This is a genomic window from Undibacterium sp. Ji22W (assembly GCF_049340305.1).
Classification (GTDB): domain Bacteria; phylum Pseudomonadota; class Gammaproteobacteria; order Burkholderiales; family Burkholderiaceae_D; genus Undibacterium.
Map to the genome: position 1 here is coordinate 489,284 of NZ_JBMPOU010000003.1, position 12,592 is coordinate 501,875.

Below are 12,592 nucleotides of genomic sequence, written 5' to 3' on the forward strand. Positions count from 1 at the left end.
AGGCATCGAGTTAGTGACTGTGAATGACAAGAATGTGTTGTTTAGGTGAGCATATGCTCCTCCGAGTAACCCAAAACACCGTTGCAAAGAAAAGTTACGTTTGAATTTAGGATGAGTGCACTGTCCCGCAGATTTAACTGCCAACCAAGTGTAGTTTTTATAGAATTCAAAAAATATTTTTTAGCTTCGGTTGGTTTGATTCAATGGCTAGTGCAATGAAGAAACCCGCGAAAAAACTGACATCCGTAGTGACGAAGAGCTCGACCAAAACTGCCGTAGCAAAAAAAACGGCCAGTACTTCATCGAAGGCAACTTCAAAAGTGCCGACAAAAATAGCCAGCAAAGTTGCACCTAAGCTAGCAGCCAAACTTGTAGCAAAGCCTGCAACTAAGCCTGCAACTAAGGCTGCAGTTAAGGCGACAAGCAAGGTTGCAACTACAGCAAAGGCAACAACGAAGCCCGCAACTAAGGTTCCAGTCAAAGCCGCAAGCAAAGTAACATTGAAAAGCCCAGCCAAAGCGGCCGCAAAGCCAGCTGCCAAAAGTGCTTCGATAAAAACGCAAATAGTGAAGAAAGCGACTGGCGTGACATCGAACAAGGGTGCCAAACCCGTGGTTAAAACTGCGTCTAAAACAACCATGAAGGCAGTCGATAAAAATAGTGCCGTTGAAAAAAAACAGGTCGTAACAACGAAGCCAAATGCCGCAAAAACTAAGCCTGTAATTGGGACCGGTGTCAAGCCGAAAGTCACAGAGAAAAAAGTCCTTGCGAAAGGCGCTAAACCGCCTAAAGTAGAACAGACGCCGGTAAAATTGGCTGAGAGCAAGATTTCAAGTAAAGATGTAAAATCGACGGTCAGTAAAAAGGAAGTTGAAGTGCCAAAAACACGTGCCACAAAAAATGAACCTCAAGCGGAACCGAAGTTGAGCAAGGATGTCGAAAAACCTGCAACCAAACAAGTGAAGCAAACTGAAACACCGTCAGCCGCCACAAAGAAAGCCTCTGTGATTACAAAAGCATCGAACGTTAGTAATAAAGCCGAAAAGTCTGATAACGCTGAAAAAGAAGAAATAAAACCAGCGAAAAAGACGACGAAGGTGGCAAAATCCGAAAAAGCGCCAGAAGTGCAAGAAATCAAGTCAGGATCTGCGCCTACTGTTAGTCAAACAACGGATGCCGCCTTATTGGCAAGTATTGATACATCAGGTTACGTATTGCCTGGTGTGAAGGTGCCTGGTCGTCGTGGACGTAAGCCGAAAGAATACCAGCCAGAAAATGAAGAAATGGCAGCACTCAATGCGGTAGAACGCGCTGAGATGAAAGCGCTCGATAAAGCCAAAGCAAAAGATCGTAAAGCAAAAGAAAAAGCCTTACTGAAAGATGCTTTTTCTGCCGATCCTGAAGCTACCGCAGAAGAATTGGAACGTCGTCGCCAACGTCTGAAAACCCTGATCAAAATGGGTAAAGATCGTGGCTATCTGACCTTTGCTGAAATCAATGATCACTTGCCAGAAAATGTCGTCGATCCAGAAGCGATCGAGGGCATTATCAGCACCTTTAATGACATGGGTGTTGCGGTTTATGAGCAGGCTCCCGACGCAGAAGCATTATTGTTATCAGATAATGTTGTCACTGTCGCGAGTGATGATGATGAAGTCGAAGCCGCAGCTGAAGCCGCTTTGTCGACAGTGGATTCCGATTTTGGTCGTACTACGGACCCTGTTCGCATGTATATGCGCGAAATGGGTACGGTCGAGTTGTTGACGCGCGAGGGTGAAATCGTCATCGCGAAGAAAATTGAAGAAGGCCTGAAGGACATGATTCAGGCGATCTCCGCGTGTCCAACGACTATCGCAGAAATTTTGGCGCAGGCTGAGCGTATCGCTAGCGATGAAATTAAAGTCGACGATATGGTCGATGGTCTGGTTGATCCAAACGCGGAAACCGAAGAAGAAAAAACACCTGTCGTCGTCGCTGAAAGTGACGAAGATGAAGAAGATGAAGAAGACGACGAAGAAGAAGACGAAGAGGAAGAAGACAGTGCTGCTGTCGCCGCTGGTATCTCCGCAGAACAATTAGAGCAATTGAAACGTGATTCCCTCGCAAAATTTGCAACAATTTCTGAGAATTTCGACAAGATGCGTAAGTCCTTTGAAAAAGAAGGCTACAACTCTAAGAACTACATCAAAGCGCAAGAAGCAATTTCGAACGAATTATTAGGAATCCGCTTCACAGCAAAAGTTGTTGAAAAACTGTGTGATACTTTGCGTGGTCAAGTTGATGAGGTGCGTCACGTTGAGAAGCAAATTCTCGATGTCGTAGTAAATCGCTGCGGTATGCCGCGCTCGCATTTCATTAAAGTTTTCCCAGGCAATGAAACAAATCTTGCATGGGTTGATGGTGAGGTGAATGCTGGTCATTCTTACAGCGCGATCTTGGGCCGTAATGTGCCGACTGTGCAGCAACTACAGCAAAAATTGATTGACCTGCAAGCCCGTGTTGTTCTTCCTTTACCTGATTTGCGTGGCATCAATAAGAAGATGTCAGCAGGTGAGATGAAAGCGCGTAAAGCGAAACGTGAAATGACAGAGGCGAACTTGCGTCTGGTGATTTCTATCGCGAAAAAATACACGAATCGTGGTTTGCAATTCTTGGATCTGATTCAAGAAGGTAATATCGGTTTGATGAAAGCGGTTGATAAATTTGAATATCGTCGCGGCTACAAATTCTCGACCTATGCAACTTGGTGGATTCGCCAAGCGATCACGCGCTCTATCGCGGATCAGGCACGTACGATTCGTATTCCTGTGCATATGATAGAAACGATCAACAAGATGAATCGTATTTCGCGTCAGATTTTGCAAGAAACAGGTGCCGAGCCAGATCCAGCAACGTTGGCGATCAAGATGGAAATGCCGGAAGATAAAATCCGCAAGATCATGAAGATTGCTAAAGAACCGATCTCGATGGAAACCCCAATCGGTGATGACGATGATTCGCACTTGGGTGATTTTATCGAAGATAATCACACGTTAGCGCCAGCAGATGCGGCGTTACACGCCTCAATGCGTAATGTAGTGAAAGACGTATTGGATTCATTAACACCGCGTGAAGCAAAAGTATTACGTATGCGTTTTGGGGTTGAAATGTCGACGGATCATACCTTGGAAGAGGTGGGTAAACAGTTCGACGTCACACGCGAACGGATTCGTCAAATAGAAGCAAAAGCCTTGCGTAAGCTGCGTCATCCATCACGTTCTGATAAGTTGAAGAGCTTTTTAGAGGGAAATTAAATTTAACTTAATTGAGATTTAATTTTTGTCGTAAATTTTGTTAAGTTTGAATAAGCCGTGCGATTGAGAAATCTTGCGGCTTTTGTTTTATGATCGACGTTGACAACATTTATCTTGAAAGCGCCAGTTTGCGCAGGTGAATCACTGTTTTATCCATGCTAAGCCTTGTGCCAATTGTGTCGGATGTAATACAATGAGCGCTCATTTTCTGGGATACATCGTGTCTTAGCAAAATAGGGCCTCTAGCTCATGTTGGTTAGAGCAGCGGACTCATAATCCGTTGGTACCGTGTTCGACTCACGGGAGGCCCACCAAAATTTATGTGTTTTGAAATCAAGCTCTTACAAGAAATTGCAAGGGCTTTTTTCATATTTATTCACGTAAATTTATTCAAAAACTGGCCCTTTGCCGGAAATCTGCCGGAGTGGAGAATTCAAATCAAGCGCTTTCTAAATCTTTTGGAGAACTTGATATGGCTTACATTAAACAGCGGGGTGAATACTGGCGCGCAGAGATCCGGCGCAAGGGCTACAAGGCGACGTACAGGACGTTTGATACTCAGAAGCAGGCACAGCAATGGGCGCGGCGTATTGAGTCTGAAATGGACTCTGGTTTGTACATTGACCGTACCGAGGCTGAGCGAACTACATTGCGTGAGGCGCTGGAGCGCTATCAGCGAGAAATTGTCCCAACTAAGCGCCACCCGAAACAAGAGAATGGACGCATCGATCGTTGGCTACGAAATGACCTTTGTTTCCGTACGTTAGCAAACTTAAAGGGCGCAGATTTTGCACGTTACCGCGATGCAAGGCGTGAGCAGGGAAGAGCGGAAAATACAATCCGTCTTGAGTTACAGTTGATAAATCATTTGTTTGAAATTGCACGCAAAGAATGGGGCATGGAAGGATTGCCTAATCCCCTCGATAACATCCGCAAACCAAGTGGAAGTAATGCACGTGACCGGCGCCTGGAGAATGGTGAATATGAAAAAATTTATGCCAAGCTTGCCGCAAGTGGTAATCGTTATGCTGCATACGCATTTGACTTAGCTATAGAAACAAGTCTTCGAAAGGCAACACTCTTTAGTTTGAAATGGGAGTGGATCGACCTTGATACCAGAATGATTAAATTCCCATTTGATCCAAAGGCTCCAGAAAATAAAGGTGTCCCAACGATCTTGCCCATATCAACTAAAGCGGTTGCTGTTCTTAATTCGATTAAAGCTAGGGAAGTTACTGGCGAATTACCAAGATCTATATTTGGGCAGGTATTTAATACCACACCAAACGCAGTGCTATGTATTTGGAAGTTGACGATGGCTTGTCTTGGTATCACAAATCTCCGGTGGCATGATTTACGACATGAGGCGACTTCTCGGTTGTTCGAGAAGGGGATGCATCCAATGGAGGTTGCGAGCATTACAGGTCATAAAAGCATGCAGATGTTGAAGCGCTATACGCATCTCAAACCGGAGAGCCTTCTTCAAAAATTAGGGTAATGTGAATATGCCGTTGGTTAACGTCAACCCGTGATGATTTACTGATTCTTAGTCAACGGCACTCTCTTCAATATTTCACTTTTAAGCAAAAATTCTAACTGTTTACGATTATAATTAATTAGACAGCTCTTTTGGAATTCGTGACAAAGTTGGTTTTTGATAGTGGAGACTTATAGTAATCCTCGTCCAAAAAACGCAGTAAGGTTTTTAGTTGTTTTTTATCGATGGGTAATTGTAACCGTTCGGTGCCATCAACGGCTTCATAGACAACTGGAATTCCAAATTCGGCGGCAATCACTTTTAGATCAGCAGGCGCGACTTTTTCTAAAATTCCGCTTTGCTTTATTAGCCAAAATTTATTCCTAACCCAATTGTCACTGACGCTTATTAAAGCATCTTGATCTTGCACCGAAACTTGAGGAAGGTTGGCGAATTCCGCTATATCTGCATCCGTGGCTACTTGATAATAGCTGCTCATATCAAACATCTGGGATATTAGAAAGAAGCTGAAGAATTTTAAAACGTTCCCCTGTAATTTCGCCGTAATTTTTGTATTCAGCGTCAATCCTGTGCCTTCGATGCGTTTATAGACATTCTGTGCATGGAAAATTGAGAAGCCAGTCTCGGAAATTAGCTTTCGTTTATCAAAATTTTGGAGATATACAGAAGTCGTTCCATTTTCAGTTTTCCCAAAAAATAGTGCTCGTATCTGGTCGAAAGAGAAGTTGTTAGGGTCTGCAATTGGAAAATTAAGCGGAGCCACGATTGCCGCAGCGAGATTATCTATGTCATCGAACCCTTCAATAACTAGCATCTCATCGTCATCTGGCTTGTATTTTCCATCAAAAATGATGTCTTCTCGTTCTTGTTCAAAAAAACTTACCTGAGCATCTAGGTAGGTCGTGAGTTCACGTTGAACGGTTTGGTCAACGGCGAACCGAACCAGTCTTTGGCTCGGATCTCTAGTGTAGGCAAATAATGTATACATTAAATACTCATCAATAATTGTGGAGAAAGCTGCTGTACAGTTTTGATATCTTTTGCTGATAAAAGTTTTCGTTTGGTTATCATTACATAAACCACACCATTATCCCCTTCAACCTTATAAAAACGGTAGCGAAATAAATGGAGAACTGGATGAACTGGAATTGCCTCTAAGGTGGCCGCCAAAACTGCTGCAACGAGAAAAATTAAACCTAACGTCTGCAAGTTAGAAATTTTTGTTACAAGTGGCACAAAGTAACTAACAACGAAAACTACTAATAGCCAGTCTTGAGACTCAATTTTTTTTGCTACAAAGGGCGTCTGGGCAGTGCGTTTTGATGCCTCAACTGCAACAAGAAGTGGTAGTAAACAAGTAAGCGCGCTGGCAGCAATCCAGCAATACACTTCAAAATTTGTTCCTACATTCCAGATTTGAGCGGCAGCACCAATCAGAATGGCCGGAGCAAGCGATGATGCAAACAAAAGTGTCCGTAGAAAAGAATTCATAATATTTTCCAATTCAACATTTGAGTATCACTGATGCAGCGTCAATTTTTTCGGGATATAGCATTGTTAGTTCGTCAACATAGCTGTCTTTGGGTCATAAGTAATCTCAGTAATTGACCCATCACGAATCCGTCCAACCACCTCATCAATCACATGCAGCGGTACTAAAAACCATTCCCTTGGCTTGACCGGATTGCCAAATCTATCTTCAATCATGATGTCTAGCTGTGCTGCGTCGAATATCTGATGAAAGATATTCTCAAGCTTAGTACGATTTATATTGTGAAGCTTATAGGTCGCAATGATTTCAACGTCCGCTAACAAATAGGTTGCGTCTTTTTCCGCATTTGCGATTCGAGTTTCAACTTTGCCGCCAGTCACACCAATTTTGTGTATGAGTTCGCGGTGTTCAGCAACGAAAGGATGAGTTGATAAACTTCGCAGTACATAGATTGTGCCACTTTCAATGTCATCTGGTTCCTGTGTGTCGCCAAATAATGGCCCTAGGTCAGGGTCTGTGATACGCCGACCTGTTTCGTCTCTATAAAGTGCTTTTTGCAGTGAGCGACGTAGCAAATTACTTTCGGTTCCGTTATCGTAAATTACCCTAAGGCGTTCATCTTCACGGCCATAGGCAGATGTAAATGTTTCGCCAACTTCCGCTACAAGAGCAATTTGTCCACCGACCACGAAATAGTTACCTAGCTCAATTGCTGTATCGCGGCCATACTGAATCGTTTTACGAAGACCACTTTTTAATTCGCGAGTAACCTGTTCGAATAACGGACTAAATTTTTCAAAATCTTCACATCGTGTACGGTCCGCGATTTCTTCAGCAGCACGTTTTTCTATAGTTGAACGGACATGACGCAGCACGGTGATATCGTCTTGAGCCGTCGCCTCATCCGTAATGCCCAACTCAGCAAGTAACGCATCCTCATCCAAATCGTCAATGTTCACAGAGTTGGATGCTTCACCAGAAAGTAATCCTGGCGCGTCTATCTCAGCAAGCAAGGCTTTTGCCTCTGGTAGCTTGCGTATTTGGTCTAAACGCACCGCATATAGACGCTCGAAAATATCTTGATGCTCACCGTGCGAAGGAACGCGTCCATGCTCTTGATAGAAGCGTAAGATATCTTCGAAGCCAGCAATGATGCGTTCTTCACGTGGAGTTCTACTGGACGTCTTGAGTGGCGTAACTTCAACACCAAGAGCATCCAGCAATTCATCATCATCCATTTCAGCCATTGCTTGAATCTCCTTGGGCTAGCGCTGCTTTGGCTTGCGCACGATAACGTGCTAACGCTGCTACGCCTTCAGCCATCTGTTTTTCCCATGCGTCGGCGGAATTGAGATCAGGTAAGCGACCGCGCTCCTGCTTGAACTGCAAAGCACGTTTGGCTAAAGCACGTGCGTCATCTTCTGGAATGTTGAGCTTTTTCGCCGCAATACTGTTTTGAACCTGACGTAATGATTTTTCATCCATCGCTTTTGCCAGTACCGCATAGGCCGCTTCAAAGGGATTGATACGGTCGATTAAGTCAATGTCCAAGTCGCGAACATTGACGAATTTGCGCACACCATCAATCAAGGCAGTGCTACCTTGTGGAAGGTCACTGCCAACCGCATCAGCATGTGCGAGGGCTAATTTGGCCTGTTGCGTGATATTCATGGCAGCTATCGCATGCTGGCGAATTGCTTCTTGGTCGGTGTCGTTTAAATCAGGATAACGCTCACGCACAATTTTACCCATACGTAATTGCGTCAATTCTTCTGGCAAGGTATTTTCTTTATCAAATAAACCGCGTTCTAGTGTAGTTTTATCTTGCAGGAAACTAGTAACAACTTCATTCAGGTCTTCCCTGCAAATACGTGTTGCTTCAGCGGTTTCAGGTTTCGCCAAGCCATTTATCTCTACGTGATATTGTCCGGTCGCTTCATTAACACCTACATTGATACCGTCGACTTGATAGCCGTTTGGGCCATAGTCAAAACCATCTTGTTTCCCTGCATTTTTAGGCGTGAATTCGTAGCGAGGTGCTAGCACTTGTTCCATAAGCAGGCTGGCAGAAATAGCCTTGAGCATGTCATTTACGGCCTCTGCGACAGCAGATTGTTCGGCTGTTGGCTCGGCAATCAAATTTGTAAAGCGTGAGCGTTCTTTACCTTCGGCATCACGAGTCGCACGACCGATAATTTGCACAATTTCTGTCAGGCTACTACGGTAGCCTATCGTTAACGCATGCTCGCACCAAATCCAATCAAAGCCTTCCTTTGCCATACCAAGCGCGATAATGACATCCACATGATCACGGTTATTCTTTTGAGCGGGATCTTTCAGCGCAGTGAGAACCTTAGAGCGTTTGGCCGGATCGCTATCATCAACTAAGTCGGCAACTTTGATCATTCGCCCATCTTTTGTTTGTACTTGATGAAAGCCGGTTAATGGATCAACGCCTTTCCAATCGCCTAATCCATCGAGAATCTCATTCACTTCATGCTGCTTGTCTTTGAGGCTTTCGCGCGCATTCACATTTGGGATATGCACAATCGTTTTCAACGAAGGATCTAAGACCTTAGTGATCGCGTTGACATAAGGGCCAGTATAGAAAAAATATCCGATATCTAAAGACTTTAGCCAACGATAGCCATTTAGTTGCTCATAGTACGTGTAAGTGATTGTCTCAAATTTAGCTTCGTCAGCCGTGCCGAGTACTGCTTCGCTATCACCGCGGAAATAAGATCCGGTCATCGCAACGAGATGCACTTTATCTCTTGCGATGAATGCACCCAACTGGTTGCCCAGTTTATTGTTTGGATTGGCAGAAACGTGATGAAATTCGTCTATCGCAATTAAGCGATTATCAAAGGCTTGAATACCCAATTCCTCGACAGCAAAGCGAAAGGTCGCATGCGTGCATACCAGAACTTTATCTGAACTCGCTAAAAATTGAGCCACAGCTTCAACTTTGGACTGAGCTACGCGAGGTTCATCGACGCCAGGTACATTACAAAGGTTCCATTGCGGCGCGACTTGCCAATCCCAATAGAAGCCTTGTTGACTTAACGCTTCATCAGCAAAGCTGCTGCCAATTGAGCGCTCTGGTACCACCACAATTGCTTGTTGTAGGTTTTGGTTATGCAGCTTGTCCAATGCGATAAACATGAGTGCACGGGATTTGCCTGATGCTGGTGGCGACTTGATAAGTAAGTATTGCTCACCGCGTTTGGCATAAGCACGCTCCTGCATGGTGCGCATACCAAAAGCATTAGCCTTGCTTGAAGCTCCTGTGCGCGCCGTGCTGATCGAAACCGACGGTATCGTTTGGACATTTGTAGGGTTACTTGTAGTCTCGCTCACGCTTATTTTCCCTTTATAGTTTTCTTAGTTGATTTTGCTTCAACTGATGTCAGTTTGGTGTAAAGATCGAACAATTTTTCCAAGCGTTCGGTATCGTTTTTAAAGCGGCGGCCGATATAGATACGCTCTATTACTTCGTCGTTACGTTCATGTGCATGACGTAGGTTCTCTGGCATGTTTTCTGAATCATAAAGGTCAGCAATAGTAGCTGGAAAATGTACTTCCCGAGCTAGAAGAATATTCTCCGCACAAACGGCGAGATCGGCTTTATTCTGATCGGTGAGTAGAGGCACTGGGAAAGTATTCCAACCCATAGTATTTGAGTAGCGAAGGCGTGTTTCTAACTTACCGCAGATAGTTCCTATCCACACTAAATGCATTCGAGACGTGAGTAGTGCCATATTCCACAATGGGGCATCGTAAAGCGCATAGGATTGATTGGTCGTTCCAGTGAGTCCAGGAAATACTGCCACTGGAAGATATTCGCGGGTCTCAGAACTAACAGTTGGTGCAAGTATTGTCAGATTCTTTGCAATGTTTCTGTCTCGAAATTGGTGTGGACGGTCTGCTAATATATTGTAGCTTGGGTCAGGACTATCTTCTCTAGTTTTCTTTACGCCCATAATTCTTCGTCGAATAAACTCATTCGAGGTTGCGAATTCAAGCATATCGTCATCGATCCAAAGGCAATAGCGTTGCAAGCCTCGAATGAACTCTTGGGCTCCAAATAGAGGAATAACTATCTGTCTAAACTTGGCATCAACTTTAAACAGATTGTCTCGTTCGGACATACTTAAGGTAAGGAAATTACCATCACCAGGTAGATTCCCGTATCGCATTTTCGGTAGAGACGATATCGAATTTGTGCTTGGTTCAACCACTTTTAAATCGGAGCTCAACAGATAGGCATTTATTTTGGTGACTTCTAAGCGCTGGGTTTCATCAAAAATATATTTTGGAACGCGAGGTCTTCCAACGCCAAGAATAACGCAAGTGACGCCAGCATTGTCGGATGCATTGTTGTTCCACTTGAAGGATCGATGTGCAAAATTTATTTCTAGTCCCTTTGAAAACAAGTGAGGCCAATAAATTGGTATTTGTGAGCCTTGCGAAACAGAATTAGTGGTTACAAAAGCAAATTCGCTACGATTCCCATGTACATAATCAGACGCTTTTTCTATCCAGCAGAAAACATAGTCAAGGGATGCACTAGACTGTACTTTTTTACCGAGTAGAAGTTTGATTTCGTCTTTTTGCTCTTTGGTTTGATTACGTCGACCTATATAAGGAGGATTTCCACAAATATAGGTTTCTCCGCCTTTGTTCTCAAAATCTATCTCCGTCTGATCCAACGGAGTTCCGAATAGGTCATCAGCGATTAATTTAACGCCTGTACCCTCAGGTGGGCAAATGCCGAGCCAATCGAGATGAAGTGCGTTACCGCAAATAATCCAATTCTGTGTGTCCAACGGCAAAAATTCAGCTAGAGCATCTTGTTGTCCGCGATAGTGAACATCGCACTGGAATTCAGCAATAATTAGAGCCAAACGTGCGATCTCAGCTGGGAACTCTCTTAATTCAATTCCTCGGAAATTGGTGAGGGGAATTTCACTGCCTAAATTGATCTCTCCTCGGCGACGATTGATTTCAGCCTCGATCTCGCGCATTTGCTTGTAGGCTATTACCAAGAAATTTCCTGATCCACAGGCGGGGTCAAAAACACGAATGTGTGCCATTCGCTTACGCAAATTGAGTAGCTTTAGTTTGTTTTCGCCAGCATCTTCAAGTGCTCTACGTAGGTCATCTAAAAATAACGGATTGAGTACCTTGAGAATATTCGGAACGCTGGTATAGTGCATCCCAAGAGTCCCACGTTCCTCATCATCGGCTACCGCTTGAATCATGCTACCAAAAATATCTGGATTGATTTGTTGCCAGTTCAAGTTACCAGCGTGGACCAAGTAAGTGCGCGCCATACGCGTAAAACGTGGTACTTCGGTGCTACCAGAAAACAGGCCACCATTCACATATGGAAATTGATCTGCCCAGGTCGGCAAGCGAGGATTTGCTTGCGCTCGCTCGTTTTGCTTGATATTCATTGCGCGAAAGATTTCGCTGATAACTGTATGCGTATTCGTCCCATCGCGTTCACTAATTTGTTCAACGGTTTTTGTGAAGAGACCGGCGCTTTCAAAGATATTGGTATCTTCAGCGAAAAAACAGAAAATCAAACGTGCCATGAAATGATTCATGTCGGCGCGGCGTTCTTCTTTAGCCCAATCTGGATTTTCAGCTAGTAACTCGACATACAACTTGTTTAACCGTCCAGTCGCACGCACGTCGATAGGATTGTCCTTGATTTCCTTGATCGTGGAGATTCCGGCTAGCGGTAGGAAAAAACCGAAATGATCTGAAAAATCTGAATATGCACAAGCGATAGTCTCACCAGCAACTAGCTCTTCTGCTTCAAGAGTCTGCCCATCGGTCGCAAGAATGAATTTCGCTTTCGCTTTTGTGGTCGCTGGACTTTCTCGCAGTGCCGTCAATGTTTCACCAACCGCTCCTGGCTCACAAACAGCGATATGGATTTGATTGCGTTGCAAAACGCCTGAAGGAATATCTGATGCGTTATTGTTGCCGCTACGCAGGCGTTTGAGCGCTGTGTCTTTGTGACCAAAACACGCGAGAAACGAAAACGGAAATTCTTCTTTATCAAATGGCTCTAACGCCAGGTCCGATACTGCTGATTCAATTTCTACTGCATTCATGGGCTAAACTGCCTTTGTGTTTATTATTGCAAGCACTTGCTCGCTTTGTGGCATTAAATATTGAAGTTGTCTGCTTGCTCTGATTTGATTTCTTGCAAGTAGCAAAAATTAGTGAAGATTGTAACATTTCACTAGAAGGGGGAAATCAAGAGAAAGCAAAATGGCGTTGCTTTTTCGATTA

Annotated in this window: 8 protein-coding genes and 1 tRNA gene; 3 read left to right on the top strand and 6 right to left on the bottom strand. The window is 44.2% G+C overall.

The genetic code is table 11. The annotated features are described in order from the left end of the window. Positions 1 to 166 precede the first annotated feature (166 nt). Positions 167 to 640: a hypothetical protein gene (locus tag ACO0KW_RS14710; RefSeq protein ID WP_423054014.1), complete on the bottom strand. Its 474-nt coding sequence runs from the start codon at positions 638 to 640 to the stop codon at positions 167 to 169. Here ACO0KW_RS14710 and rpoD point away from each other — a divergent pair. From rpoD to ACO0KW_RS14725, 3 genes are all read left to right on the top strand, one after another. After that, positions 639 to 3,293 (top strand): RNA polymerase sigma factor RpoD, encoded by a 2,655-nt coding sequence (gene rpoD / locus ACO0KW_RS14715; protein ID WP_423054015.1) that lies wholly within the window; start codon positions 639 to 641, stop codon positions 3,291 to 3,293. The two genes, ACO0KW_RS14710 and rpoD, sit on opposite strands and share 2 nt — an antisense overlap. 236 nt (positions 3,294 to 3,529) lie before the next feature. Continuing rightward, positions 3,530 to 3,607 (top strand) — tRNA-Ile (locus ACO0KW_RS14720). A 158-nt stretch (positions 3,608 to 3,765) separates the two neighbouring features. Continuing rightward, entirely contained in the window at positions 3,766 to 4,791 is a 1,026-nt protein-coding gene (locus ACO0KW_RS14725; RefSeq protein ID WP_423054016.1) for a tyrosine-type recombinase/integrase, read from the top strand. A gap of 118 nt (positions 4,792 to 4,909) precedes the next feature. On the opposite strand, the gene ACO0KW_RS14730 is transcribed toward ACO0KW_RS14725, so the two are convergent. The 5 genes from ACO0KW_RS14730 to ACO0KW_RS14750 form a co-directional block, all read right to left on the bottom strand. Beyond that, positions 4,910 to 5,779: a hypothetical protein gene (locus ACO0KW_RS14730; protein ID WP_315472833.1), complete on the bottom strand. Its 870-nt coding sequence runs from the start codon at positions 5,777 to 5,779 to the stop codon at positions 4,910 to 4,912. Continuing rightward, positions 5,779 to 6,282 carry a hypothetical protein gene (locus ACO0KW_RS14735; protein ID WP_315472834.1) on the bottom strand — a complete coding sequence of 168 codons (504 nt, stop codon included), beginning with the start codon at positions 6,280 to 6,282 and terminating at the stop codon, positions 5,779 to 5,781. The genes ACO0KW_RS14730 and ACO0KW_RS14735 overlap by 1 nt, the downstream gene beginning before the upstream one ends. 66 nt (positions 6,283 to 6,348) lie before the next feature. Continuing rightward, positions 6,349 to 7,530, bottom strand: coding sequence for a GIY-YIG nuclease family protein (locus ACO0KW_RS14740; RefSeq protein ID WP_423054017.1), 1,182 nt, complete (start codon positions 7,528 to 7,530; stop codon positions 6,349 to 6,351). Beyond that, the gene (locus ACO0KW_RS14745) at positions 7,523 to 9,643 is read right to left on the bottom strand and encodes a DEAD/DEAH box helicase (RefSeq protein WP_423054018.1); all 2,121 of its coding nucleotides are present in this window, start codon (positions 9,641 to 9,643) and stop codon (positions 7,523 to 7,525) included. Before ACO0KW_RS14745 ends, ACO0KW_RS14740 begins: the two co-directional genes overlap by 8 nt. A gap of 2 nt (positions 9,644 to 9,645) precedes the next feature. After that, the gene (locus tag ACO0KW_RS14750) at positions 9,646 to 12,411 is read right to left on the bottom strand and encodes a class I SAM-dependent DNA methyltransferase (RefSeq protein WP_423054019.1); all 2,766 of its coding nucleotides are present in this window, start codon (positions 12,409 to 12,411) and stop codon (positions 9,646 to 9,648) included. Positions 12,412 to 12,592 lie beyond the last annotated feature (181 nt).

Coding starts and splice junctions, on each gene's coding strand:
- ACO0KW_RS14750 (WP_423054019.1), bottom strand. CDS start 12,411: ATGAATGCAGTAGAAATTGAATCAGCAGTATCGGACCTGGCGTTAGAG.
- rpoD (WP_423054015.1), top strand. CDS start 639: ATGAAGGCAGTCGATAAAAATAGTGCCGTTGAAAAAAAACAGGTCGTA.
- ACO0KW_RS14735 (WP_315472834.1), bottom strand. CDS start 6,282: ATGAATTCTTTTCTACGGACACTTTTGTTTGCATCATCGCTTGCTCCG.
- ACO0KW_RS14730 (WP_315472833.1), bottom strand. CDS start 5,779: ATGTATACATTATTTGCCTACACTAGAGATCCGAGCCAAAGACTGGTT.
- ACO0KW_RS14725 (WP_423054016.1), top strand. CDS start 3,766: ATGGCTTACATTAAACAGCGGGGTGAATACTGGCGCGCAGAGATCCGG.
- ACO0KW_RS14710 (WP_423054014.1), bottom strand. CDS start 640: ATGGTTGTTTTAGACGCAGTTTTAACCACGGGTTTGGCACCCTTGTTC.
- ACO0KW_RS14740 (WP_423054017.1), bottom strand. CDS start 7,530: ATGGCTGAAATGGATGATGATGAATTGCTGGATGCTCTTGGTGTTGAA.